Source organism: Clostridium pascui, from assembly GCF_016908015.1.
Classification (GTDB): Bacteria; Bacillota; Clostridia; order Clostridiales; family Clostridiaceae; genus Clostridium_AK; species Clostridium_AK pascui.
Map to the genome: position 1 here is coordinate 18,679 of NZ_JAFBDB010000012.1, position 24,654 is coordinate 43,332.

Sequence of the window (24,654 nt, forward strand, 5' to 3'; positions counted from 1 at the left end):
ATACTATATGGAAAGCTTAATTGCAGCACTAAATGAGGTTCAGCCCTTTATAATAATAGCTCTTGTGGCAATTGTAATTATATTAATTATAGCTATAGCTGTACAGGGAAAGGCAATAAGTAGATTAGAGGTAAAGTATAAAAGACTTGTGAGGGGAGTAGATAATAAAAATTTAGAAAAGATAATAACGAGTTATTTAGATAAAATAGATGAATCTGTAGAAAAAACTGAACATATCAATGATTTATATAATGAGTTAAACATTAAGATTAACTCATGCATTCAAAAATTTTCAATTGTAAGATATAGGGCGTTTGAGGATGTTGGAAGTGACCTAAGCTATTCAATAGCTTTATTAGATAGCAATAATAATGGAATAATTCTTACTGGGCTTTATGGAAGAAATGAAAGCACAACTTATGCAAAACCTATAGATAAGGGTATATCAAGATATGAATTATCTGATGAAGAAGATCAAGTATTACAAGATGCAATGAATGATAGTGAATAATATTTAAGTATAAAAAATCTCGTTTAGGGCAATATTTACCTTAAAGGAGGTTTTTTACTATGGTCATATGTGTTTCAGAAGAACTTAATCATATATCAAATGAATTAAAAAAAAGAGGATATAATATAATAAAATCTCTTGGAGAATGTAATTGTGATGTTATTATATGCAATCTAAAGGATGGGGGATTAAATAGATTAACTATGGAACATACCTTGAAAAACGAGGGTGTTCTTATAGTAGACCTTGGAAGTAAAAATATTGATGAAATAGAAAACATACTTAACAATAGAACGTATAGCTCTATATTTTAGATTATTTTATATAAGGCGATGCTCAATTATATATGATAATAATTAAATTATTAAGTATCGCCTCATTTTTAAAAACTACAAGTATTAGTTATTTAAAATTACCTTTCTACTTTTTTCAATCTTTTTACCACCTATGGTTTTAAGTACAGAATGATATATACCTTCAGATATGATTTCAGCTAACTGCATAACCGTATAAAGACGAGTATTTTGAAGAACCATAAATTCTAAGGAACCAGAAATATTTACAATTCCTGTTATGCTTAAATCTCCAATCTCGGGCAAATTCTTATTCATAGCTGAGCCAGGGCTCAAGGGCTTTTCTTCAACGCAAACTTTACCTATGTTTTGAATACTTCCAAGACAAGCGTCTATAGCTATTATATATGGATTTTTAAATTTTATATGTATTTCTTCAATTGTTTCACATAAGTTTTTAGCGTGAACTGGATTTTCTAAATTTCCATAAATATAGAAATTATCCCTAGTTAAGAATTTAAGCTTGTGTCCAACTAAAGGACCTAAACTATCACCTGTAGAACGATCAGAACCTATACATAATAGCACAATAGTTTTATTGGATTTCACTACAGGACTTAAGAATTCAGTTAAGGTATCTCTTAAAGAAAATATAGAAGATGTAACAGATGAATCAAACATAATTTTTTTTTCCATATAAGCAAAACCTCCTGTTTAGGATTATATCCAAACGGAGGTTTATTATACATGAATTATAATACATCTACAGATTTTAATACTTTATAAAAAACTACTAAGAAGATACAAAAGAACATTCCCGAGATGCCATTTACCTTTAATCCTATAAATATAGCAGCAATTACTGATACTGGATGTAGCCCTAATGATGCAGATACTATTTTGGGCTCCACTATTTGTCTTACTACAGTTACAACTATATACCATATTAATATTCCAAAGGCAGTAAAGTAATTTTTAATTATAAAGAAGTAAATTAAAGCTAATGGAATATATATGCCGCCAACTCCAAGCACAGGAAGAATATCAAATATAGCAGCTACAATACTTAATATACCAGAATACTTTACTTTTAAGACTGTAAAGCCAATTAGTGTCTCTATAAATGTAATAGAGATAACAAGCAAATAAGACATGGCATAATTTGTAAGCATTCTTTTAGCTTCATGAGTTATATGAATAAGTCTATCTGAGTTTTCATTTTCTAGAGCATGCAAAAACTTAGTTTTGGCAGAGGTTAAGTCTCTTGTAAAAAAGTATGTTGATATTAAAGTGAATAATACTACCATAAAAACAGAAGGTATATACCCTAAAAATGATATAGCTCCTTGTATTATCTTACCAGTAATTGATACAGTTAAATTAGAAATTTTAGATATATAAGATGATAAGTTTTTCTCTATAGCATTTATAACTGATGGATCTAAATTATTATAATATTGCTCTAAATCTTGAAGAAGATAGTTTATGTTATTGCTATTAGTATTTAAATATAGCTGAATATTCTTAGCTAATTGTATAGCTTCTCTAGTAAGAGTAAAAATCACAGTATATAAGAGAGATAAAATCACTGCGAAAAAAGCCAATGTAACTAACAAAGAAGATATAGAGTTTTTCAACTTCAATTTTCTACAAATAAATCTACTTGGTTTTCTTAATATAAGTGCAAAAATTAATGCTAATACAAAGGGTAAGGTATACTGCAAGGTCTTAAAAAATGTTACAAATATAAGTGTATAAATTATAAAGAACAATATTGTTCTATCAAATCGTTGTAAAAACCGTCCCATTATGTCACTCCCTTTTTAAAAGTTTGTATAATGAATTTATAGTATAGTCAATATCTTCCTTAGTATTAAATAGTCCTAGACTAAAACGTAAAGTTCCAGTAGGAAAGGTTCCTATTGTTTTATGGGCTAATGGAGCGCAATGGAGCCCTGTTCTTGTCATAATACCAAAATCTCTTTCAAGCAGCATACCAAGTTCGGCAACGTCAATTTTAGAAGAGGTCATGGAAATAGTAGGAACATACTTTAAATTACTATTATATCCTATAATATTTACATTATCTATATTCGAAAGTTCTTGTATAAACATTTTAAATAAGCTTTGTTCTGTGCTTTCTATATTATGTAAACCGAAGTTTTCTATAAATTTCAAAGAAGAAAGTAAGCCTACTATTCCAGGCATGTTTAATGTGCCACTTTCAAACTTGTCTGGTAAAAATGTAGGTTGTTCTGTATTAAAGGATTCACTACCTGTGCCGCCTTCTATAAAGGGGGACATTTCATCATTAAACTTATCTGTAAGTAAAAATCCACCTATTCCTTGAGGTCCTAATAATGATTTATGTCCTGTGAATGCTAATGCACTACAATTAAGACTTTTAAAATCTAAATTTAAATTTCCTGCTGTTTGAGCAGAATCTATAATAAAGTATATATTCTTTTCTTTGCATATATCACCTATTTCCTTAATTGGCTGTACACTACCTACTACATTAGAAGCATGAGAAAGAACAATCAATTTAGTATTTTCTTTTATTGTTTCTTTAAGAGTATTTATATCAATGATCCCATTTCCATTGCAGGATATTATGTCAACTTCAATGTTTTTAGATTTTTGAAGAGATGCAAGAGGCCTTAATATAGAGTTATGCTCCATTGAAGTAGTAATTATGTGCCATCCATCTTTTATAGATGATTTTAATAAAGTATTTAATGATGTAGTAATATTTGGTGTAAAAATTACATTTTCCAATTTATCAAAGTTAAAAAGTTCAGCAAGTTTTAATCTACAGTCAAAAACAATTTCACTACTTTTAATTGAGTTTTTATAGGCACCTCTCCCGGGATTTCCACCTACTTCTGTCATGTATTTTATCATAGAATCTGTAACTTCATTGGGCTTTGGAAAGGTTGTTGCTGCATTATCTAAATATATACTTATAGTAATCACCATCCTAATTATGTAATAAATTTTGTATCAATATATTTGTAAAAATAAATTCATATTAAAAATTATTTACAAAGTTATAGTATAATAAAAGTGTTAAATATATTATAAGGTAATTACTATTAAATTTACAAGGTAGAGGTGAAAAAAATGGATAATATAATAAATTGCAAGGGACTTAATTGTCCAGAACCTGTAATTAATACAAAAAAGTATTTTGATTCTATTAGTCAAGGAGAAGGTACAGTAATAGTAGATAATGAAGTTGCTAAAAACAATATAATAAAGTTTGCTAAAAATAATAACTATTTATCAGAAATAATAAAGATGGAAAATGAATTGTACTATATAAAAGTGGTTAAAGAAGTAGATAATATAAAAGATAAAGATTCATTAAATGATGGGTATACTATTTTAATTACCACGGATAAATTGGGAGAGGGAAGTGAAGAACTAGGGAAGATATTAATGAAAAGTTATTTTTATGCTGTTTCAGAAAATGATAAACTTCCTTCAAATATAATATTTTTAAATAGCGGTGTTTTTCTTACAACAGAAGGATCTCAAATATTAGATGTTTTAGAGGCTATGAGTAAAAAGGGGGTAGCTATCTCAAGTTGTGGAACATGTTTAGATTTTTACAATGTAAAAGATAAGTTGAAATTGGGTGAGATTTCCAACATGTATTTTATAGTAGAGAAAATAAGTAATTCTAGTAAAGTGATAAAGTTGTAAATGGAGTGATAATAATGACACAGTATTATGTTTTAGTTTTTAAAAATACACTTGACTCAATAAAGGCAGAAAAATTTTTAAAAGAAAATAGTATAGATATGACTATAATGCCCACCCCTACAGGAATTACTCAAAGCTGTGGCATAAGCATTAAAGTAAGTTCAGATGATATAAATAAAATAAAGGAACTAATAACAGAAAATAAGCTCACAGCAAAGGCTATATTTGGAAGAGAGGAAAGTGCATATAGGAGAATATATAATAATGAAGAATAGTGCTTTATAATTATCAGGGAGGAATACATAGTGTATAGTTTTAGTAATATAAGTAGTTTTTTAGATAAGCTAAATATATATGGAGCAATTTATACAACTATTAAGGTTTTAATTATACTTATTTTAATGTATTTATTAAGAAAAATAGGAAATAACGTAATAAATAGATTTGTAAGTAAACAAAGTAATATGAGGTTTTCGCTAAATGAAAAGAGATCTAATACATTAGGTGCAATACTTAAAAGTATACTAAAATATTCCATATATTCTATAGGAATATTTATAATTGTAGAAATGTTATTTGGAATTAGAGGACTTACCTTTGCAAGCTTTGGTGGTGTGGCTATAGGTCTTGGAGCTCAGAATCTCATAAAGGACGTAATAAACGGATTTTTTATATTATTTGAGGATCAATATGCTGTAGGAGATTATGTTACAATAGATGGAAATGCTGGCATTGTAGAAACTATAGAGCTTAGAATAACGAGAGTAAGAAATTTTAATGGAGATTTACATATAATCCCTAACGGTACTATAAGCAATGTAACAAATCATTCTAGAGGAAATGTGAGATTTCTTCTTGATATAAGTATTTCAAATGATGAGAATTTAGATAATGTAATGAAGATGATAAAAGAAATGTGTAAGGAATTTAAGATAGAAAATAAAAATATAGTAGAAGGGCCAAAAGTTATAGGAGTTACAGCAATGAATGAAACTTCATTTACTATAAGGATAGTAGGAAAGTCTAAGCCTTTAACACATTGGGATGTTGAAGTAGAATTAAGAGAAAAAATAATGCATTTATTAGATAGAGAAAATATTAAGAGACCATACACTAAAATGAAAATAATAAAGGAGGAGCAAAATGGTTAAAATTTTTAATTTGGGAGATATCGTTGAAATGAAAAAGGATCACCCATGTGGAAGTAAGGAGTGGGAAATTATAAGAATGGGAGCAGACATAAAAATAAAATGCTGCGGATGTGGAAGAATAATAATGCTTCCAAGAAGTAAATTTGAAAAGGATATGAAAAAGGTAGTAAAATGTAGTAACGAAGAAAATAAAGAAGATATTTTAAAATAGATATAAAAACTATTGATTTTTATAAAAATAGATGATAAAATATATCGGTAGTCCCTGCTGTGAAAATCACAGCCGTAAGTCCAAGGGGAGGAGGTGAAATCTAATGAGAAAATATGAAACTATATTTATACTTAATCCATCATTAGATGAGGAAGCAGTTAAAGCAACTGTGGAAAAATTTAAAGGTGCTATTGAAAGCAATGGTGGAGTAGTAGAAAATGTTGATTTCTGGGGTAGAAGAAAATTAGCTTATGAAATTAACAAAATCAGCGAAGGTTATTATACATTATTTAACTTCAACGCTGGCCCAGAATTACCAAAAGAATTAGATAGATTATTTAGAATCAATGATTCAGTTATAAGACATATAATAGTTAAAGAAGAAAAATAAGGTGTGGTGCTAAAATGAATAAAGTAGTTTTAATAGGAAGGCTTACCAAAGACCCAGAGTTAAAATTTACTCCTGGGAATGGTACAGCAGTAGCCACCTTTACATTAGCTGTCGATAGAAGATTTTCTAAAGATGGCAATAGAGAAGCGGACTTTATCCCTGTAGTGGTATGGGGAAAACAAGCAGAATCTACAGCTAATTACATGAGCAAAGGTAAACTTATGGGAGTTAGCGGTAGAATTCAAACAAGAAGTTATGAAGCTAAGGACGGAACTAGAAGGTACATAACCGAGATAGTTGCAGAAGAGGTTCAATTTCTTGAATGGGGAAACAGACAATCCACAGCAGACCCAATCAATGGAGGCTACCCACAGACTGGCATGCCAGGAGGATTTGATGGTTCCTATTCTGATGATATCACTCCTATAGATGATGGAGAGATACCATTTTAATAATAAAGGAGGGTTGAAAAATGAGCAGAGAATCTGGTAGAGATAGAGATAGAGATAACGGAAACAGAAGATCTTCTGGAAAAATGAGAAGATCAAGAAGAAAAGTTTGTATGTTCTGTGTAGACAAAGCAGAAAGCATTGACTACAAAGATATAAACAAATTAAGAAAATATATAACTGAAAGAGGAAAGATTCTTCCAAGAAGAATTTCCGGAACTTGTGCAAAGCATCAGAGAGCACTTACAGATGCAATAAAGAGAGCAAGAAACATAGCTTTATTACCATTCACAACAGAATAATAAAGTTTATATAGATTGCTTAAAGAAAGGATTTATCCTTTCTTTTTTTTATATACAATATAAATATATAATGAGCTTTAATCGATATATAACCTTATGCAATAAAGGATTATAAATGGTAAAATGGAATATAATTATTGTAAAATATTTATAGTAAACTTATAATTATATTATGTGTATAACTTTAGATAACCGGGTTTTAGCAAAAAGGGATTAAAAGAGGTGAAAACATGAAAAAGGATGATTTTAATATAATGCATAACATAAAAGTAATAGAGGAACTAAAGGCAGAACTGTTATGTTTAATAGGAGATTTTTTTAGATTATTAACTCGTGGAAGTAATGTAGCTCAAGAAGCTATACTTGACTGCATTGCAGGGTCAATAACAGTATTATATATATTAGCAGAAAGACTTGGATATTCTTATACTGCAGTAGATGAAAATATGAAAAGAAAATTAAAAATGGGAATACTCGAGGAAGATAAAGTAGAAAAAGAAAATAAGGATTTAAGCAGATTATATTCTCATCTTAAGGAAAGGCAGTAAGGTGGAATAATATGAAAGATCAAAAATATGCTACTAAAAGTACTGTAGAAGCTGGAATTATGACATGTATTATTTTAATTCTAATGTTAATAAATATATACATGCCTATATTTTCATATGTATTAAAGTTTATTCTTCCAATTCCAGTTACATTGTTGTATTTAAGACATAATTCAAAGGTTACATTTACAGCTTTAGCTGCAAGTGGTATATTAATTTCTTTAATTAACAACCCGCTATCCGGATTAACTAGTGCAATAATGTTTGGGCTTACGGGTATTGCATTAGGGTATAGTATAAAAAGAGAACTAAGTGTACCTACCACTATAATGCTTTTAGCAGTAGCATCTTTAATAGGATCTGTTATTGACTTTACTGTATATATAACATTAATTAGTGGAACAAGTGTAACAAAGTTTATGAGTGAAGTTGTTAGGACTATAAATGAATCTATGAATATGAGTATAAGTTTTTACGAGAAAATGGGAATGCCGTCAGAGCAAATTAAGATGTTTAAAAGTATGATAGGTATTTTTACAGTAGATTATATGATGAAGCTTATACCATCAGCTCTTCTTATTTCTTCGGTTATATTTGCATTTTTAAGTTATATAATTACTCGATTAATACTCAGAAAATTAGGATATAATATAAAGGAAATGCCTAAGTTTTCCAGAATGTATATTGATATAAGATTTGTAACAGTATTAGCTATAATAATGCTTATAGGAATTATACTTATAAGGTTAAATATAACTGTAGGTGAGTATATATCGATTTCTTCGGAGTTAATGCTTTTGTATGCATTTTTATTTGATGGAATAGCACTAGTAACTTATTATCTAAGTAATAAATTAAGTTTATCCAAGGGAGTTATTGTTGCATTAATAGTATTTACAACAGTTTCTCAATTAGCAATTGTGTATATAATACTTGGAGTAATAGATATCATTGCAGATTTTAGGAAGCTTGACCCAAATAGGATTTGGAAAACAAGTTAATGGGGGTCCCGTATGGATAATAATTATAATTATTTTTTTACTACCAACAAAATTTATATGATAATGATAGCTATATTGGTTATGTTTGTAAGTTATTATAATTATATAATTGGTTTATTAGCTAGCTTCATATATATTGGCCTTATAGTATACAATATAAGAACAAATAAAACTAAGAAAAACAAGTGGAAAAAGTTTATAGAAAACTTTTCTTCTAAATTAGATAATGCTACTAGAAACACATTGGTAAATCTACCATTTCCAATGCTTATTATAGGGAAAAAGGGAAACATATTATGGTATAATCAAAATTTCTCTCAAGTTTTAAGTAACCAAGATATATTAGATAAAAATATAAACGATTTTATAAAAGAATTAAATATAAGGCAAATATTAGAAGGTAAAAAAAATTCATTTAAATATGTAAAACTACAGGATAGTTACTTCGATATTTATACTAATATAGTTGAAGGTAATGAAAGCAAGGCAAGTAATAAGGAAAAGATGATTCTTGTATACCTATATGATGTAACAGATTTTTATCATATGATGACAAGTGTTGATGAAAATAAGGAAACTGTAATGCTTATTGAGGTAGATAATCTAGATGAAGTAATAAAGAGTACTGAAGAAGATAAGAAGCCTATTTTGATAGCAGAAATAGAAAAAGTTATTAATAGCTATTCTCAAAATCTTAATGCTATGTCAAAAAAATACGATTCAAATAAATATGTATTATCTGTTCAAAACAAGTATATTCAAAAAGAAATGGAGAAAAAGTTCGATGTCTTAGATAATATACGTGAAATAGATATAGGAAATAAACTTACAGTAACTTTAAGTATGGGTATAGGACGAGGTGGAAAAAATCCTATAGAAAATCAAAAATTTGCAGCATCAGCTAAAGATTTGGCCCTGGGAAGAGGGGGAGATCAGGCGGTTGTAAAAAATGGAGAGAAACTTTCCTTTTATGGAGGAAAAACTAAGGAAGTAGAAAAAAGAACTAAGGTGAGAGCTAGAGTCATAGCTCATGCTCTTTTAGATCTTATAAATGAAAGTAGTGCAGTTCTTATTATGGGTCATGTAAATATGGATATAGATTGTTTAGGAGCAGCAGTTGGTATTTATAGTACTGTTAACTCTCTAAATAAGCAATGTAATATAGTGTTAGATGAGGTAAATAACAGTATTAAAATAATAATGGAGAAACTTAAGAATGAAAAGGATTATAATAATGCATTTATAAGTACAATTGATGCTATAGATAAGTTAGATGAAGATACATTACTTATATTAGTGGATGTTCATAGTAAGGGCCATGTGGAAGATATAAGATTAGTAGAAAAGGCAAAGAAAACAGTTATAATAGATCATCATAGAAAGTCCTCTAATTTTGTAGAAGGAACTTTATTGAGTTATATAGAGCCATATGCTTCATCTACTTCAGAAATGGTAACAGAAATGATACAATATATGAGTGACAAGCCACAATTAAAGGTATTAGAAGCTGAGGCTTTGCTTGCAGGAATATGTGTAGATACAAAGAACTTTTATTTTAAGACAGGGGTAAGGACTTTTGAGGCGGCCTCTTTTTTAAGAAAGTTAGGTGCTGATACTATAGATGTTAAGAAGTTGTTTTCAGATGACTTAGACACTTATTTAAAAAGATATGAGATAATAAAGTCAGCTGAAGTAATAAATGGAATTGCCATATCGATATGTCCGCCAGAAATAGAAAATATTGTATTAGCTGCACAAGCAGCGGATGAACTACTAAATATTACAGGTATTCATTCATCATTTGTTTTTGCTAAAATAGAAGATGATATACACATAAGTGGTCGTTCCTTAGGAGATATAAATGTGCAGGTAATACTGGAAGCTTTAGGTGGTGGTGGGCACATGACTATGGCAGGAGCTAAATTAAAGTCTAATACAATAGAAGAAGCTGTAGAAAAATTAAAAAATGCTATAGATAAATACTTAAGGGAAGGTGACTATAAATGAAGGTAATATTATTACAAGATGTTAAAAAATTGGGAAAGAAAGGTGATGTAGTTAATACATCTGATGGATATGCAAGGAATTTTTTATTTCCAAGAAAATTAGCAATAGAGGCAAATGATTCTAATATGCATGTATTAAATAATAAAAAGGAAGCAGAAAGAAGACAAAAGACTGCAGAAATAGAACAGGCACAAAAGTTAGCTAAAGAAATACAAGGCAAGGAAATACTTATTAAAGTTAAAACTGGAGAACATGGAAGATTATTTGGGTCCATAACGGGTAAAGACATTTCAGAGGAGTTAAAGAAAAAGTTTAACATAGATATAGATAAGAAAAAGATAGTAGTTGATGTTATAAGACAGTTAGGAACTTATGAGGTAGAAGTAAAAATATACCCTGAAATCTCTACAAAGATTAAAGTTGTTGTGGACCATCAATAAGGAGGATATGAGTTGAAATCTCAATTTGTTGGTGAATTTGAAAAGGATATAGTTGATTCTCTATCTATGGAAACACAAGTAAATGTGTTATGGGAAATGTTAGGCAAAATAGTAGATGAAAAAACTATAAAATCACGAATAGTAAAATATAAGTTGCAAAAATATATCAGTGGTGTAGACCCATATAAGAGGTTATATGCCTTAAATAAAATAATAAGTGATGGAAAAGGTATAGAAATTATTCCAGATAAAAAAAGCGTATATGACGCTCTTCAAAATACAAATGAATGGATATCACAAATACTTGCTAAAAGATATGTTCAAAGTAATATTGAAAAAGAAGTTGAAACCCTTTTGAATGAGAAGCAAGAAAAATATATAGATGAGATAAGGCTTGGAATAATTAAAAAGCAAAAAGGACCAGAGAATGCCAAAACACTTAAAAAATATGCTCAGCTAGAAGTTTTGGATTCACAAAAGCTTACTAAGAATATCCAATCTCTTTTGAGACCAGAATGTTTTGATGAAATTGTAGGTCAGGAGAGGGCAATAAAATCACTACTTTCTAAAATTGCATCTCCTTACCCTCAGCATATAATACTCTATGGACCTCCAGGAGTAGGCAAAACTACTGCTGCAAGATTAGCCTTAGAAGAAGCAAAGAAAATGAAAAATACTCCATTTAAAGAAGAGTCTAACTTTGTTGAAGTGGATGGAACTACTTTAAGATGGGATCCTAGAGAAATAACCAATCCCCTGCTTGGATCTGTTCATGATCCTATATATCAAGGAAGTAAGAGAGATTTAGCAGAAATCGGAGTGCCTGAACCAAAGCCAGGCCTGGTAACAGAGGCTCATGGAGGAGTTCTATTTATTGATGAAATAGGAGAACTAGACAATATACTTCAAAATAAGCTTCTTAAGGTTTTAGAGGATAAAAGAGTTGAATTTTCATCTTCTTATTATGACCCAGATGATGAAAGTACACCTAAGTATATTAAATACTTATTCGATAAAGGGGCTCCTGCAGATTTTATACTTATAGGAGCAACTACTAGGGAACCTGAAGAAATAAATCCTGCCTTAAGATCAAGATGTACTGAGGTATACTTTGAACCATTGACCCCGAAGGATATAGAAATTATAATTGAAAATGCAGCAAAAAAGTTAAATATAGAAATGGAAGATGGATTAGCAGAAATTATAAGTAGATATACCATTGAAGGAAGAAAAGCAGTAAATATACTTGCAGATGTATATGGGTATGTATTATACAAGAATAATATAGATGCTAATGAAAAAGTAATAATATCACTAGAGGATTTAAAACAAGTTATATCCATAAATAGGCTTACTCCTTATGAAGAAGTGCAAAATGGAGATAGGTATGAAATAGGTCACATTTATGGATTAGGAGTTAGTGGATATATAGGTTCTACCATCGAAATTGAAGCGGCTATATTTGATGCTAAAGAAAAAGGACAAGGCAAGGTAAGATTTAATGATACTGCAGGTTCTATGGCTAAGGATTCAGTGTTTAATGCTGCATCTGTAATAAGAAAGATAACCGATAAGGATATGAGTGATTATGATATACATGTAAATATAATAGGTGGAGGACGTATTGATGGCCCTTCAGCAGGTGCTGCTATTACTATGTGTATAATAAGCTCACTATTAAACAAACCTATAAAACAAGATATAGCAATAACAGGAGAAATATCCTTAAGAGGAAAAGTCAAGCCTGTAGGGGGTATATTTGAAAAGATATACGGTGCTAGAAGAAAAGGTATAAGACAAATTATAATACCTAAGGACAATAGTAAAGAAGTCCCTGTTGGTTTAAAGGATATAGAAGTAAAGGCAGTAGAAGATATAGAGGAATTAATGAAGCTAGTGTTTAAAGACTAAGGAGAGATGAGGTTTGGATACACCAGTATTAAGAAGCATGCCCCATAATATAGAGGCAGAACAAAGTGTGCTTGGTTCCATGATTATAGATAAAACTTCAATAGCACAATCAGCAGAAGTTTTACAAGCCTCAGATTTTTATAAAGATGCTCATCAAGTAATATTTAATGCAATAATGGACTTATATCAAAAAGATACAGCGGTAGATTTGATAACTCTTACAGAACATTTGCAATCAAAGGAGAGACTTGAAGATGCTGGGGGAATAACTTATATAAGTCAGGTTTGTACTTCAGTTATCTCTACAGCTAATCTTCAATCTTATATAAAGATTGTTAAAGATAAATCTACACTAAGGAAACTTATACGTGCATCTACTGATATTATAGAACAAAGTTATAATAAGCAAGATGATGTAGCTTCTGTTGTAGATATAGCGGAAAAAAAGATTTTTGATATAGGCAGTAATAGAGATACAAGTGATTTTGAGGCCATGAACACTGTACTTGAAAGAGGATTTTTAGAAATAGAACGACTCTTCAATAATAAAGGCGGTGTAACAGGCGTACCTTCAGGTTTTCCTGAGCTGGATTCCAAAACTTCTGGTTTTCAAAGAGGAGATATGGTGCTAATTGCAGCTAGACCTTCTATGGGAAAGACAACCTTTGCCCTTAACTTAGCAGAATATGCCGCACTTAGAGAAGGAAAAAGTGTTGCTGTATTTTCACTGGAAATGTCTAAGGAACAGCTAGCATACAAACTCCTATGCTCACAAGCTAATGTAGATATGTTGAAGCTTAGAACAGGAAATCTGGAGGATAGGGATTGGGAAAGTATAGCAAAGGCATCAGGACCACTTTCAACAGCTAGAATATTTATAGATGATACTGCAGGTATCTCTGTTATGGAAATGAGATCTAAATGTAGAAAGTTAAAGATAGAACATGGAATAGATTTAATACTTATAGATTACCTACAGCTTATGTCAGGAAGTAAGGGTAATGAAAGTAGACAACAAGAGGTATCTGAAATATCTAGATCTATTAAGGCACTAGCAAAGGAAATGCAATGTCCTGTAATAGCACTATCTCAGCTTTCTCGTGCTCCTGAACAAAGAACAGATCATAGACCAATGTTATCTGACTTAAGAGAGTCAGGTTCTATAGAGCAGGATGCGGATTTAGTTATGTTCTTATATAGAGATGAGTACTATAATAAGGAAACTGAAGAGAAAAACGTGGCAGAATGTATTATAGCTAAACAAAGAAATGGTCCTACTGGAACAGTTAAACTTGCATGGTTAGGACAATATAGTAAGTTTGGAAGATTGGATGTTATACATCAAGAATAAGAAACAAGTAGGGATTCCCTACTTGTTTTTATACATTTATAAATTGATATAAATGTATAATTATGGTAGTATATATATGGATTATGCTCCTGTAGCACAGTTGGTAGTGCAACTGATTCGTAATCAGTAGGTCGCAGGTTCAATTCCTGTCGGGAGCACCAAGTTATTGAAATTTAAGGGAGATTTTTATCAATAAAACAATTATTAAATTTAACTTAATATATAAACTTATCGCCATAAAAGTCTGGTTTTGTATTATAATATAGTCATAGCTTGTACTAACTTATATAAAAATGGAGGCCGGGTATGGTTAAAGAGTTAAAGCGTATTAATTTATTTTTTATTATTCTAATGGTATTTAGCATGGTTATGTATTTACCTGTTAATAAAGTTAAGGCAGAAGATGGTAATACAGTAATTATAAATAATACTGAAGAAGATAACGAGGATGAAATAATTACTAACGATGTTAAAGAACAAGACACTATATTAAAACATACAACAATAGAAATAGATAAGCAAAGTATTTTTGAAAAGGATAGGGCAACACTTATTATAAAATCTACTTATGATAAAGAAGTTCAATATAAGGTTGTACTTCAATCAATAGATAGAAACGAATGGACAGACATCACCACTAATTATTCAGAAGGCATTAAAGCTAAAGATAGCTATGTTAAAGTAATGCCTCAACTTCTAGCAGGAAAATATAAAGTATATGTCTTTGCTAAACTTTTAGATTCAGAAGGGACTAAATCCATGAAGATTGGGACTGCAGAAGTTAAATATGAAGATTTAAAAGTGATAGATGTAACATCTGAGCAAGATATCTTACCACAATTAAAGGCTACTTTAGCATCAAGTAATGTATATGAGGGAGATAAAGTAACAATAAAGTTAACCTCTAACTTTAATGATTATGTTCAATACAAGGTTTTTATATATTCAAATAGTAGTAAAAAGTGGTCTGAAGTAACTTCGGCATACACAACTGCATATTTAGGAACTCAAGAAACAAAAATAGAGACAGGCAAGCTTGCTTTAGGAGATTATAAAATACAAGTTAGAGTAAAAAAAGCTAATATACCAGGGAAGTATAAAGATTCTTTAGGAGATTACGATACATTACAAAGTTATGATGTAAAAGCTGTAAAAAGGCCAGCACCACCTAAACCAGCATATCCAGAAGCACCAAAAATTGAGCCGGTGTATGTAGGTAATGCTAGTGAAGTTGAACGAATTAATGTAAGACAGAGTGCAAGCACTTCTTCTAAAATATTAGGGTATATTTATGGGAGTACTCAAGTATTAAATGTATTAGGAACAAGTGGAGACTTTTATTATGTACAAACAAGAGATTATGAAACCTCAAATGTTATAAAGGGATATATAAGAAAAGATTATGTTAAAAAGATAACTCCTGTAAATTCATATAGTATAGTAGTAGATATAAGTGATCAAAAAGTATATATATATAAATCAGGACAGCTTTATAAAACCTTTATATGTTCAACGGGAGGATATTATACACCTACTCCTACAGGAAGGTATTTGGTAGGGGGAAGAGGGCCATCCTTTGGTCAAGAAAAGGGATATATATGTTATAATTTTATAAGAATAAATTATGATTATTTGTTCCATAGTGTACTTCATAACTTAGATGGTTCTATTATGACATCTGAATATGAAAAGTTGGGTACAAGAGCATCTCATGGATGTATAAGATTACCAGATGCATATATTAAGTGGATGTATGATAATATTCCGCGTAATGCTTTGGTAGTAATACAAGATTAACAATGATATAAATAAAAAAGGGGAGCAAGATTTGTTCTCCTTTTTTGCGTACCTAAACCATTTTCATGGTTTCATATATATAGACAGTTGTTTAATGAAAAGTTCTAGTAAATTAATTCTAAATTTTTCAATATGGAAGAATTAACATGTTTGCTTTAAAAATACATGTGTTTCCAAGGTTTAAACAGGTTTGCTCTAGCATCTAAAGATATATATGTCAATAAAAACTCATAATTAATCTTAAATAGCCTATACTAAATACAATAAAGCAGTTGTATGTTTATTTTATATATGATAGCATTATTGTATAATTAACATATCATTATAGTGTTGATGAGGTGAAATTATGACAAGTAAGTTTTTAATGATACATACCAGTGTATTACCAAATGTGTTTGAGAAGGTTTTAGAAGTAAAAGAGCTAATGAAATCAGGGAAAGTAAAAGAAATAACAGAAGCAGTAAAAATTATTGGAATAAGTAGGAGTACTTACTATAAATATAAAGATTATGTATTTGCTGTTTCAGAAAACCTAAATAGTAGAAAGGTTATAATAGCTTTAACTTTAGACCATGAGCCAGGAACCCTTTCAAAAATATTAGATAAGGTAGCTTTTTATAAGGGAAACATATTAACCATAAATCAGGAAATTCCTATGAATAATACAGCAAATGTAAATATTACGTTTGATATGTCATGTTTAAACATAGAGTTAAATGATTTTTTAGATGAGATTAGAGACATGAATCATGTAATAAAGCTTGAATTAGTGGCTATGGATTAATAATGCTCAGCAAGGTGGCAAAAGAGATGTTGCAAGTTATGCTTCATCTCTTTTTTTTATATATAACATTAAATAGTTAAAAAATGCTACAAGTGCACTTATAACTGCTAAATATAGAACGTATCTTCCATATAAAATATTAAAGCTTAAAACTAGTATGGCTAAATAAAAAATAAGTGTGGACATTTTTCCAAAGATATTAGAAGGGATGATAAAGTTTTTATTATAAAGCACAACTCCAGCGATAATCATAGCAACTTCTTTGATAGCTACAACTATCAAAATTAGATTAGGTATTAAATTTTTTAATGTAAGGCAAGCTAATACTGTTATTAGCATTAATTTATCAGCTAAGGGATCTAATACTGTTCCCCATCTAGTTATTAAGTTGTGTTTTCTAGCAATATATCCATCTAATACATCAGTAAAACCTGCTATAAAAAAAACATACATAGAATATGCAAAGCTATTAGTTATATTTGAAAAAAATGTAAGAATAAATATTGGGATAAGAAACATTCTAAAAAGCGTAAGTAAATTAGGAATATTCATTTAAATCGCTCCTATATAATTAATGTAAGCTTTAATAAATGGTTATATTAATATTATAACAATGTATATAATAATTGATAATGAATTTATATAAAATATTAAACAAATTTTGAAAATGTATAAAAAAATTAATGACATGCAGCTTTGACGAATTTTAAAAGAAAAATTACTTTAAATATTCGTATATGTATTGACGGATGATTTCAAATTTGCTACCATGATACGGGAGGGGATAGTATGAAAAATAAGTATGATATAATAGTAATAGGTGCTGGCCCTGCAGGTATATTTACAGCTTTAGAGATTACTAAATTGAGGCCAGAGATAAATGTTCTTATAATAGATAAAGGAAGAAATATAGAAAAGAGAGCATGTCCCGCTAGAACCACAGGTAAATGTGTGAATTGTAATCCTTGTGGAATAACATTTGGATGGTCTGGTGCAGGGGCTTTTTCTGATGGAAAACTTTCTTTAAGCCCTGAAGTTGGCGGAAGAATACTAGAATATTTTAGTGAAGAAGAATGTAAGAGTTTAATTAAATATTGTGATGATATATATCTAAAATTTGGAGCAAATGAAACAGTTTATGGATTAAATAATGAGAAAGTAGATAAAATAGAATATGAAGCAAGTAAGCATAATATAAGACTTGTGGAATGCCCAGTAAGGCACTTAGGTACAGAGCTTGCTTATGATGTTTTAAGAGCCATGTATTATCATTTAATAAACAATACAAACACAGATTTTAGTGAGTTAACAGAAGTTGAAGAGCTGTTAATGGAAGATGAAAAAATCAAAGGAATTACTATTAAGAATAAAGAGGGACTAAAAACCATATATGCAGATTATGTTATAGCAGCGCCAGGAAGAGGTGGTGCAGAGTGGCTTAATAAACAAGCTAAGGCTCACAATATAAAAACTAAAAATAATGCAGTTGATATAGGAGTCAGAGTTGAAGTACCTAATTCCATTATGGATCACTTAACAAAGGATCTTTATGAGGCAAAACTTGTTTATTATTCTGATGAATTTGAAAATAAGGTAAGAACTTTTTGTATGAATCCGGGAGGAGTAGTATCAGAGGAACATTATGATGAAAATATAGCTGTGGTAAATGGACACAGTTACTCAGAAAAGGAGCTAAGAACAGAAAATACTAATTTTGCATTATTAGTATCCACTACCTTTACAGAGCCGTTTAATCAACCAATAGATTATGGAAAATATATTGCAAAGTTAGGAAACATGTTAACTGGTGGAGGAATCATGGTTCAAAGACTTGGGGATTTATTAAATGGAAGAAGAACAGATACTTCAAGGCTTAGTAAATCAACGACAATCCCTACATTAAAGTCAGCTGTACCAGGAGATTTAAGCTTTGTATTACCTCAAAGACATCTGACATCTATAGTTCAAGCTTTAAAGGCTTTTGATAAAATAGCACCAGGGCTATATAGCAAAAATACTTTGTTATATGGAGTAGAAGTAAAGTTTTATTCAAGCAAATTTGAAACCAATAATCATTTTGAAACTGCCGTAGAAAACTTTTATACAATAGGCGACGGAGCCGGAATTACTAGAGGGCTTATGCAAGCATCAGTTACAGGAGTAGTAGTGGCTAGAGATATAGATAAAAAACTTTAGATGATTTTAATTAAAGATTAGGAGGAATTTGTATGTCAGCATATATAGTATTAGGAGCTCAATGGGGAGATGAAGGAAAGGGTAAAATGACAGATTACCTTGCAGAAAATGCAGATGTGGTTGTTAGATATCAAGGTGGTAATAATGCTGGTCACACAGTAGAAGTTGGAGAGAAACAGTATAAACTTCACTTAATTCCATCAGGTATACTTTATGGAAATAAGTTAAATATAATAGGTAATGGTGTAGTATTAGATCCAAAGGCGTTGTTTGAAGAGATGGAATATTTAAAGGAACTTGGAGTAGAAATTACGCCTAAGAACCTTTTAATAAGTGATAGAGCACAGCTTATAATGCCATACCATAGAGTATTAGATGGCATAAAAGAAAGATCTAGAGGAAGCAAGGATATCGGAACTACAGGAAAAGGAATAGGACCTTGCTATACAGATAAGATGGAAAGAAGCGGTATAAGAGTATGTGATTTAATGCATACTGAAGTTTTCAAAGAGAAGCTTGCAGAAAATGTAAAAGATAAAAATGATATTATAACTAAGATATATGGAGAAGAAGCCCTTGATTTTGAAACTATATTTAACGAATATATAAACTATGCTGAAAAGATGAGGGAATATGTTGCAGAGACTTCTGTAGTAGTACATGATAATATCAAGGCTAAAAAGGAAGTATTATTTGAAGGAGCTCAGGGTACACTACTAGATATAGATTATGGTACGTATCCTTATGTAACATCTTCTAATACCATTGCAGGTGGAGTATGTACAGGAGCAGGTGTTGGTCCAACTATGATAACTAATGCAGTGGGTATAGCAAAAGCTTATACAACTAGAGTTGGTAAAGGACCATTCCCTACAGAACTTTCTGATCAAACAGGTGAATGGATAAGAGAAAAGGGCCATGAGTATGGAGTAACTACTGGAAGAGCAAGAAGATGTGGATGGTTAGATTTAGTTATATTAAAAACTGCAGCTAGAGTTTCAGGTCTTACAAGCTTTGCTGTAACTAAAATAGATACTTTAGCAGGCCTAGACACTTTAAAGGTATGTGTAGGATATAATTTCAATGGTAAGGTAATAGATTATGTACCTGCAAGCTTAGAAGATTTAGCAAAATGTGAACCAGTATATGAAGAATTTAAGGGCTGGGATGAAAGTATTGAAAATGCTAGAAGTTATGAAGATCTACCAGAAAACGCAAAGATATACTTAAATAAGATAGAGGAATTCACAGGAACTAGAATATCTATAGTATCTGTAGGTCCTAAGAGAAATCAAACTATGAATGTAGATGAACTTTAAAATTTAATAAATATTTTTATGTATGTACTTGAAACTTCGATATTAGTTGTATATAATTAACTAAAGTAGACTATTATTATATACTTTAATAAATAAATAAAGCGAGGTAGATAATATGAATATTACTAAAGATATGACTATAGGTGAAGTTATAAAAAACAAACCTGAAGCTGCAGAAGTATTAGCAGGCTTTGGAATGGGTTGTGTGTTTTGCCCATCAGCTCAAGCTGAAACAGTAGAACAGGCTGCTATGGTTCATGGTTTAGATTTAAATCAATTAATGGAAGCTTTAAATAAATAATAAAAATACTCCTAGCTCTTAGCTAGGAGTATTTTTATTATTTATTTAAAGCTTAATTTTATATTAATAAGATATAGATGTAGATATTTTAGTGATATAATTATTGTAAAATAAGGTTAATTAATGGGAGGATAACAATGGGTAAGCTTGTAACAGATAAAGAGTATGAAATACACTTTTATGAAGTTGATTATAAGGGAAGAGCTTTATTTACTAGCTTGATGAATTATTTTGGGGATATATCAAGCAAGCAATCTGAAGATAGAAACATGGGAATTGATTATTTAAAAAAAGTTAATATGGCGTGGGTACTTTATAAGTGGAATGTGAAAGTACATAGATATCCAACTTATAGAGAAAAGATTATTGCAAGAACAGTTCCTTATTCATTTAGAAAGTTTTATGCATATAGAAAGTTTTACATACTAGATATTGAAGGAAGCGTACTAGTAGAGGCTGATTCACTGTGGTTTTTAATAGACATTGAAACTAGAAAGCCTGTTAGGGTACAAGAGGAAATGTATACTGGTTACTGTTTGAGTAAGGATGATAATGAAATTATTGATATACCAAGGATTACAGCACCTAATGAAAGTGAGTTTTGCAAAACCTTTGATGTAAGGTATAGCGATATAGATACTAATGGACATGTTAATAATTCTAAGTATATCTCATGGATATTGGAAGCTGTTCCATTAAATATAGTTACACAATATAGTTTAAGCAATTTAATTATAACTTATGAAAAAGAAACAACCTATGGAGAAGTTATAGATTCATGTGTTGAAGTACATGAGATAGATGGAAAGGCAGTATGTAAGCATAAAGTTATGGATAAAGAAGGAAATGAATTAACTGTGGCGGAGACTACTTGGACAAGATAGCAAAGGTTTTGCTAGAAGTTTTTAAGTAAAAGGAATAAGGATTAGGAATTGGGAAATTTGAAAATTTCACTTAAGTGAAATTTTCTGAAAGCCCAGACCTAATACCTTAATCCTGAAAGATTAAAAATCATTAGTATCTTTTAAAGTGACATTCCTACTGTATAGCCACTACTCCAAGCCCATTGTAAATTAAATCCACCACAATCACCATTTACATCTAATATTTCTCCAGTAAAGAATAAATTTTTCATCTTATTAGATTCTAGAGTAATAGAGTTAACTTCAGTAGTATCTATTCCACCGCAAGTTACTTGGGAGCTTGCAAAAGAATTTGTGTCATATACATTAAATTTCCATGACTTAACAAGGTTTAATATGTCTTCTCGTTCTTTCCATGAAAGGTTAAAGCAAGGTTTATGTATATCAGTAATATGTGCTTCTTTTAAAAGTATAGGTATCAATTTTTTATTTAATATTCCTATTAAAGACTCTGAAATGCTTCTATATCCAAATACGCCAAAGTGATTATCAAGAAATTCTTTCATGCTTTCATAGTCTATATGAGGGAACATATCTATTTTTAAGATTATTTGGTGTTTGTTATATAAATCTCTGGAAATTAAGCTGCTAATTTGTAGTATAGGGGGGCCTGATATTCCATAGTCAGTAAAAAGAAGTTCTCCATACTCTTTACGTATAAAAATGCTATTTGAAAAGGCCTCTACGGAACCTTGAAGTTTTATTCCGGATAGAGCTTTTAGTTTAGAATAATCAAGCTTTAATTGCACCAATCCAGGAACTGGTGATATTATAGTATGCCCTAAGGTCTTTGCTAAAGCATATCCACTGCCATCAGATCCAGTATTTGGAGCAGATGAGCCACCACAACTAAGTACAAGTTTGTCGCAAGTATAAGTCTCAGATTCCTTTGTAAAAATTTTAAAAATATTTTTTTCATATTTCACTTTATTTATTTTTGTATCTAAATGTATAGGTATATTTCGCTCTTCTAAAGCAAATCTTAATATATCTAATACAGATGAAGCTTGTAAGGATAAGGGAAACATTTTTCCTTCTTCTAGCTCTACTAGTGGCAAACCAATAGATTTAAAAAAGTTTAAGGTATCATTAACTGTAAAGTTATTTAGCACATTTTTGGGGAAGTTATTGTTTAAGCTGTGAAAGTTTTCTATATTTGAATATTTATTTGTTATATTGCATCTACCATTCCCTGTAGTGAGTATTTTCTTGCCTATACGATTGCTTCCTTCTAAAATAGCTACTTCCAGTCCACGATCTTTAGAGGTGATAGCAGTCATAATACCTGAGGCACCAGCACCAACTACTATAATATCATAATGCATGATAGTTTTCTCCTTTTAAAGTTTATTTACCAATATAGTAAATCATAAATTTTACTTTATCAATTATATATTTTTAAAAATAGTAAAAAATAATTAATACAGCAATGATTTTTCAACATATAATAGTTCTAAAAAATGAGAATAAAGGAGGATTTTTTATGGATGGACAAAAGTTTCTAGAATATAAAAATTGGGTAGTAATAGGGGATGTATTAAATAGTGAAAAGTATGCACATAGAATATTAAATAGCTTAAAAGAGCATGATTTTAATGCTGTAGGAATGCATCCTAGTAGTCAAGATCCAAGTGTATATAAATCGTTAAAGGATGTTCCTTATAGCATTGATGTAATAGACTTATGTATAAATCCTATACAAGGTGAGAAAGTGCTTATAGAGGCTAAGGAATTGGAAATAGATAAGGTTTTAATACAACCAGGAGCACAAAGTGAAGAAATATTGAGTTTTTGTAGAGAAAACGGTATTATAGCTATAGAGGGATGTGCACTAGTAGAACTTTCCTACTACAATAGAAAGAGGTAGATATTTTAATGCTTACAATTTATGCGGTATCAGATTCTATAGCAGAAACTGCTGAACAAGTAGCAAGGGCTACAGCAATGCAGTTTAATGAAAATATAAAAGTAAAGAGAATAACTTATGTGAAGACTTTTGAGGCGGTAGATGAGCTTATAGATAGTATAGATGATCCTGAGCATAGCATGATAATAAATACTATAGTTTTAGTTGATGTTAGAGAATTTTTAGTTGAGAGGTGTATTGAAAAGGGTATACGTATTGTAAATATACTAGGACCTTGCATTAGTACCGCTTCTAGAATTTTAAATAAGCTTCCTGACTACAAGCCAGGGGCAGTCAGAGATATGGATGCTAAATATTTTAAGAAAATTGAGGCTATGGAATTTGCAATGCAGTATGATGATAGCAAAGACAATAGTGGTATAAAACATGCAGATGTAGTATTAGTTGGGTTATCAAGAACATCAAAAACGCCACTATGTATGTATTTGGCTAACAAGGGTATAAAGGCCTTAAATGTTCCATTAATGCCTGAAATTCCAATGCCACAGGAATTACTTGAAATAGATAGCAAAAGGATAATAGGACTTACTATAGAACCTATGAGATTAATAGAAATAAGAAAACATAGAATGGATAAATTCTCTACACTTTCATCAGAAATACAATATGCAAATGCAGAAAGAGTACTTCAGGAGTTAGAATTTGCAGATAAGGTGATGAGGAGATTAAGATGTAAAATTATAGATGTAACAAAAAGAGCCATAGAAGATACAGCACTTTTAATAATGGAGTCCATAGGTTATATTGGAACAAAAGATCATTAATTTATTTTAATAAGTGTAATTTTGTAGAAATATGGGTCTGTAGAAATATAGTAAAATCAGTACTTTAACAGGGAAAAAATAAAAAATAAAAAAATATATAAAAAAAGTTTGAAAAAGTTGTTGACACTTAGAAGACTTTCCTGTATTATATTCTATGTCGGGTGGCTGACACAACAAAGCAAAACACCCGATAAATAAGGCCCCTTGGTCAAGCGGTTAAGACACCACCCTTTCACGGTGGTAACACGAGTTCGAGTCTCGTAGGGGTCACCATTATAATGTGGGAGCATAGCTCAGCTGGGAGAGCATCTGCCTTACAAGCAGAGGGTCACAGGTTCGATCCCTGTTGTTCCCACCACATTATGGCCC

28 protein-coding genes and 3 tRNA genes are annotated in these 24,654 nt (G+C 30.3%); 26 read left to right on the plus strand and 5 right to left on the minus strand.

What is annotated here, in order from left to right; all coding sequences use genetic code 11:
* The first annotated feature begins 7 nt into the window (after positions 1-7).
* Positions 8-511: a DUF4446 family protein gene (locus tag JOC70_RS18325; RefSeq protein WP_204600318.1), complete on the plus strand. Its 504-nt coding sequence runs from the start codon at positions 8-10 to the stop codon at positions 509-511.
* A 59-nt stretch (positions 512-570) separates the two neighbouring features.
* The gene (locus JOC70_RS18330; protein ID WP_204600319.1) at positions 571-825 is read left to right on the plus strand and encodes a YkuS family protein; all 255 of its coding nucleotides are present in this window, start codon (positions 571-573) and stop codon (positions 823-825) included.
* An 84-nt stretch (positions 826-909) separates the two neighbouring features.
* Here the strand turns inward: JOC70_RS18330 and yyaC are convergent, their stop codons facing one another.
* The 3 genes from yyaC to JOC70_RS18345 are packed head-to-tail and all read right to left on the minus strand — an operon-like array spanning position 910 to position 3,771.
* On the minus strand, positions 910-1,500 hold the full coding sequence (gene yyaC, locus JOC70_RS18335; protein WP_204600320.1) for a spore protease YyaC: 591 nt from the start codon (positions 1,498-1,500) through the stop codon (positions 910-912).
* A 56-nt stretch (positions 1,501-1,556) separates the two neighbouring features.
* Entirely contained in the window at positions 1,557-2,612 is a 1,056-nt protein-coding gene (gene ytvI, locus JOC70_RS18340; protein ID WP_204600321.1) for a sporulation integral membrane protein YtvI, read from the minus strand.
* Between the two features lie 4 nt (positions 2,613-2,616).
* On the minus strand, positions 2,617-3,771 hold the full coding sequence (locus JOC70_RS18345; protein ID WP_204600340.1) for an aminotransferase class V-fold PLP-dependent enzyme: 1,155 nt from the start codon (positions 3,769-3,771) through the stop codon (positions 2,617-2,619).
* 156 nt (positions 3,772-3,927) lie between these two features.
* Here JOC70_RS18345 and yedF point away from each other — a divergent pair, with 156 nt between their 5' ends.
* The 16 genes from yedF (at position 3,928) to JOC70_RS18425 (ending at position 16,855) form a co-directional block, all read left to right on the plus strand.
* Positions 3,928-4,512, plus strand: coding sequence for a sulfurtransferase-like selenium metabolism protein YedF (gene yedF, locus JOC70_RS18350; protein WP_204600322.1), 585 nt, complete (start codon positions 3,928-3,930; stop codon positions 4,510-4,512).
* Between the two features lie 14 nt (positions 4,513-4,526).
* Positions 4,527-4,787, plus strand: coding sequence for a putative Se/S carrier protein (locus JOC70_RS18355; RefSeq protein ID WP_204600323.1), 261 nt, complete (start codon positions 4,527-4,529; stop codon positions 4,785-4,787).
* Between the two features lie 30 nt (positions 4,788-4,817).
* Positions 4,818-5,663, plus strand: coding sequence for a mechanosensitive ion channel family protein (locus JOC70_RS18360; protein ID WP_341534923.1), 846 nt, complete (start codon positions 4,818-4,820; stop codon positions 5,661-5,663).
* Positions 5,656-5,874: a DUF951 domain-containing protein gene (locus JOC70_RS18365; RefSeq protein ID WP_035310110.1), complete on the plus strand. Its 219-nt coding sequence runs from the start codon at positions 5,656-5,658 to the stop codon at positions 5,872-5,874. Before JOC70_RS18360 ends, JOC70_RS18365 begins: the two co-directional genes overlap by 8 nt.
* Positions 5,875-5,977: 103 nt before the next feature.
* Positions 5,978-6,265 carry a 30S ribosomal protein S6 gene (rpsF, locus tag JOC70_RS18370; RefSeq protein WP_204600324.1) on the plus strand — a complete coding sequence of 96 codons (288 nt, stop codon included), beginning with the start codon at positions 5,978-5,980 and terminating at the stop codon, positions 6,263-6,265.
* Positions 6,266-6,279: 14 nt separating this feature from the next.
* Positions 6,280-6,717: a single-stranded DNA-binding protein gene (locus tag JOC70_RS18375; protein WP_204600325.1), complete on the plus strand. Its 438-nt coding sequence runs from the start codon at positions 6,280-6,282 to the stop codon at positions 6,715-6,717.
* 20 nt (positions 6,718-6,737) lie between these two features.
* Positions 6,738-7,016 (plus strand): 30S ribosomal protein S18, encoded by a 279-nt coding sequence (gene rpsR / locus JOC70_RS18380; RefSeq protein ID WP_204600326.1) that lies wholly within the window; start codon positions 6,738-6,740, stop codon positions 7,014-7,016.
* A 230-nt stretch (positions 7,017-7,246) separates the two neighbouring features.
* Positions 7,247-7,564, plus strand: a complete 318-nt coding sequence (locus tag JOC70_RS18385) for a MazG-like family protein (protein ID WP_035310118.1) — start codon at positions 7,247-7,249, stop codon at positions 7,562-7,564.
* Positions 7,565-7,575: 11 nt separating this feature from the next.
* Positions 7,576-8,565: a YybS family protein gene (locus JOC70_RS18390; protein ID WP_204600327.1), complete on the plus strand. Its 990-nt coding sequence runs from the start codon at positions 7,576-7,578 to the stop codon at positions 8,563-8,565.
* Positions 8,566-8,577: 12 nt separating this feature from the next.
* A complete protein-coding gene (locus tag JOC70_RS18395) occupies positions 8,578-10,572 on the plus strand; it encodes a DHH family phosphoesterase (protein WP_204600328.1) in 1,995 nt (664 codons plus the stop codon).
* A complete protein-coding gene (rplI, locus tag JOC70_RS18400; protein WP_204600329.1) occupies positions 10,569-11,012 on the plus strand; it encodes a 50S ribosomal protein L9 in 444 nt (147 codons plus the stop codon). The genes JOC70_RS18395 and rplI overlap by 4 nt, the downstream gene beginning before the upstream one ends.
* Before the next feature lie 66 nt (positions 11,013-11,078).
* On the plus strand, positions 11,079-12,923 hold the full coding sequence (lonC, locus tag JOC70_RS18405) for a Lon family ATP-dependent protease (protein ID WP_204600342.1): 1,845 nt from the start codon (positions 11,079-11,081) through the stop codon (positions 12,921-12,923).
* A 13-nt stretch (positions 12,924-12,936) separates the two neighbouring features.
* Complete coding sequence (locus tag JOC70_RS18410; RefSeq protein WP_204600330.1) at positions 12,937-14,274, plus strand: replicative DNA helicase; 1,338 nt, start codon at positions 12,937-12,939, stop codon at positions 14,272-14,274.
* A gap of 85 nt (positions 14,275-14,359) precedes the next feature.
* Positions 14,360-14,435: transfer RNA gene (locus tag JOC70_RS18415), tRNA-Thr, on the plus strand.
* A gap of 145 nt (positions 14,436-14,580) precedes the next feature.
* On the plus strand, positions 14,581-16,071 hold the full coding sequence (locus JOC70_RS18420; protein ID WP_204600331.1) for a L,D-transpeptidase family protein: 1,491 nt from the start codon (positions 14,581-14,583) through the stop codon (positions 16,069-16,071).
* A 346-nt stretch (positions 16,072-16,417) separates the two neighbouring features.
* Positions 16,418-16,855 carry an ACT domain-containing protein gene (locus JOC70_RS18425; protein WP_204600332.1) on the plus strand — a complete coding sequence of 146 codons (438 nt, stop codon included), beginning with the start codon at positions 16,418-16,420 and terminating at the stop codon, positions 16,853-16,855.
* A 36-nt stretch (positions 16,856-16,891) separates the two neighbouring features.
* Here the strand turns inward: JOC70_RS18425 and pgsA are convergent, their stop codons facing one another.
* Entirely contained in the window at positions 16,892-17,407 is a 516-nt protein-coding gene (gene pgsA / locus JOC70_RS18430) for a CDP-diacylglycerol--glycerol-3-phosphate 3-phosphatidyltransferase (protein WP_204600333.1), read from the minus strand.
* Positions 17,408-17,644: 237 nt separating this feature from the next.
* Between pgsA and JOC70_RS18435 the strand changes: the two genes are divergently transcribed.
* The 4 genes from JOC70_RS18435 (at position 17,645) to JOC70_RS18450 (ending at position 21,555) form a co-directional block, all read left to right on the plus strand.
* The gene (locus tag JOC70_RS18435; protein WP_204600334.1) at positions 17,645-19,051 is read left to right on the plus strand and encodes an NAD(P)/FAD-dependent oxidoreductase; all 1,407 of its coding nucleotides are present in this window, start codon (positions 17,645-17,647) and stop codon (positions 19,049-19,051) included.
* 32 nt (positions 19,052-19,083) lie between these two features.
* Entirely contained in the window at positions 19,084-20,370 is a 1,287-nt protein-coding gene (locus JOC70_RS18440) for an adenylosuccinate synthase (protein WP_204600335.1), read from the plus strand.
* Between the two features lie 115 nt (positions 20,371-20,485).
* Positions 20,486-20,671 carry a DUF1858 domain-containing protein gene (locus JOC70_RS18445; protein WP_035310136.1) on the plus strand — a complete coding sequence of 62 codons (186 nt, stop codon included), beginning with the start codon at positions 20,486-20,488 and terminating at the stop codon, positions 20,669-20,671.
* 137 nt (positions 20,672-20,808) lie between these two features.
* Complete coding sequence (locus JOC70_RS18450) at positions 20,809-21,555, plus strand: acyl-[acyl-carrier-protein] thioesterase (RefSeq protein ID WP_204600336.1); 747 nt, start codon at positions 20,809-20,811, stop codon at positions 21,553-21,555.
* A 140-nt stretch (positions 21,556-21,695) separates the two neighbouring features.
* On the opposite strand, the gene JOC70_RS18455 is transcribed toward JOC70_RS18450, so the two are convergent.
* Positions 21,696-22,919, minus strand: a complete 1,224-nt coding sequence (locus tag JOC70_RS18455; RefSeq protein WP_204600337.1) for a BaiN/RdsA family NAD(P)/FAD-dependent oxidoreductase — start codon at positions 22,917-22,919, stop codon at positions 21,696-21,698.
* A gap of 158 nt (positions 22,920-23,077) precedes the next feature.
* Here JOC70_RS18455 and JOC70_RS18460 point away from each other — a divergent pair, with 158 nt between their 5' ends.
* The 4 genes from JOC70_RS18460 to JOC70_RS18475 all read left to right on the plus strand — a co-directional run bounded on the left by JOC70_RS18460 (position 23,078) and on the right by JOC70_RS18475 (position 24,643).
* Entirely contained in the window at positions 23,078-23,461 is a 384-nt protein-coding gene (locus JOC70_RS18460) for a CoA-binding protein (RefSeq protein ID WP_204600338.1), read from the plus strand.
* An 8-nt stretch (positions 23,462-23,469) separates the two neighbouring features.
* Positions 23,470-24,285, plus strand: a complete 816-nt coding sequence (locus JOC70_RS18465; RefSeq protein WP_204600339.1) for a pyruvate, water dikinase regulatory protein — start codon at positions 23,470-23,472, stop codon at positions 24,283-24,285.
* A 198-nt stretch (positions 24,286-24,483) separates the two neighbouring features.
* Positions 24,484-24,558 (plus strand) — tRNA-Glu (locus JOC70_RS18470).
* Between the two features lie 9 nt (positions 24,559-24,567).
* A tRNA-Val gene (locus JOC70_RS18475) sits at positions 24,568-24,643 on the plus strand.
* Positions 24,644-24,654 lie beyond the last annotated feature (11 nt).

Bases quoted from the DNA above. Each gene is read 5' to 3' on its own strand.
- JOC70_RS18425 (WP_204600332.1), top strand. From the start codon at position 16,418: ATGACAAGTAAGTTTTTAATGATACATACCAGTGTATTACCAAATGTG.
- JOC70_RS18395 (WP_204600328.1), top strand. From the start codon at position 8,578: ATGGATAATAATTATAATTATTTTTTTACTACCAACAAAATTTATATG.
- JOC70_RS18385 (WP_035310118.1), top strand. From the start codon at position 7,247: ATGAAAAAGGATGATTTTAATATAATGCATAACATAAAAGTAATAGAG.
- JOC70_RS18450 (WP_204600336.1), top strand. From the start codon at position 20,809: ATGGGTAAGCTTGTAACAGATAAAGAGTATGAAATACACTTTTATGAA.
- yyaC (WP_204600320.1), bottom strand. From the start codon at position 1,500: ATGGAAAAAAAAATTATGTTTGATTCATCTGTTACATCTTCTATATTT.
- rpsF (WP_204600324.1), top strand. From the start codon at position 5,978: ATGAGAAAATATGAAACTATATTTATACTTAATCCATCATTAGATGAG.
- JOC70_RS18420 (WP_204600331.1), top strand. From the start codon at position 14,581: ATGGTTAAAGAGTTAAAGCGTATTAATTTATTTTTTATTATTCTAATG.
- yedF (WP_204600322.1), top strand. From the start codon at position 3,928: ATGGATAATATAATAAATTGCAAGGGACTTAATTGTCCAGAACCTGTA.
- JOC70_RS18390 (WP_204600327.1), top strand. From the start codon at position 7,576: ATGAAAGATCAAAAATATGCTACTAAAAGTACTGTAGAAGCTGGAATT.
- JOC70_RS18440 (WP_204600335.1), top strand. From the start codon at position 19,084: ATGTCAGCATATATAGTATTAGGAGCTCAATGGGGAGATGAAGGAAAG.
- JOC70_RS18455 (WP_204600337.1), bottom strand. From the start codon at position 22,919: ATGCATTATGATATTATAGTAGTTGGTGCTGGTGCCTCAGGTATTATG.
- JOC70_RS18465 (WP_204600339.1), top strand. From the start codon at position 23,470: ATGCTTACAATTTATGCGGTATCAGATTCTATAGCAGAAACTGCTGAA.
- pgsA (WP_204600333.1), bottom strand. From the start codon at position 17,407: ATGAATATTCCTAATTTACTTACGCTTTTTAGAATGTTTCTTATCCCA.
- JOC70_RS18375 (WP_204600325.1), top strand. From the start codon at position 6,280: ATGAATAAAGTAGTTTTAATAGGAAGGCTTACCAAAGACCCAGAGTTA.
- JOC70_RS18355 (WP_204600323.1), top strand. From the start codon at position 4,527: ATGACACAGTATTATGTTTTAGTTTTTAAAAATACACTTGACTCAATA.
- JOC70_RS18330 (WP_204600319.1), top strand. From the start codon at position 571: ATGGTCATATGTGTTTCAGAAGAACTTAATCATATATCAAATGAATTA.
- JOC70_RS18460 (WP_204600338.1), top strand. From the start codon at position 23,078: ATGGATGGACAAAAGTTTCTAGAATATAAAAATTGGGTAGTAATAGGG.
- JOC70_RS18435 (WP_204600334.1), top strand. From the start codon at position 17,645: ATGAAAAATAAGTATGATATAATAGTAATAGGTGCTGGCCCTGCAGGT.
- JOC70_RS18325 (WP_204600318.1), top strand. From the start codon at position 8: ATGGAAAGCTTAATTGCAGCACTAAATGAGGTTCAGCCCTTTATAATA.
- rpsR (WP_204600326.1), top strand. From the start codon at position 6,738: ATGAGCAGAGAATCTGGTAGAGATAGAGATAGAGATAACGGAAACAGA.
- JOC70_RS18365 (WP_035310110.1), top strand. From the start codon at position 5,656: ATGGTTAAAATTTTTAATTTGGGAGATATCGTTGAAATGAAAAAGGAT.
- ytvI (WP_204600321.1), bottom strand. From the start codon at position 2,612: ATGGGACGGTTTTTACAACGATTTGATAGAACAATATTGTTCTTTATA.
- rplI (WP_204600329.1), top strand. From the start codon at position 10,569: ATGAAGGTAATATTATTACAAGATGTTAAAAAATTGGGAAAGAAAGGT.
- lonC (WP_204600342.1), top strand. From the start codon at position 11,079: ATGGAAACACAAGTAAATGTGTTATGGGAAATGTTAGGCAAAATAGTA.
- JOC70_RS18445 (WP_035310136.1), top strand. From the start codon at position 20,486: ATGAATATTACTAAAGATATGACTATAGGTGAAGTTATAAAAAACAAA.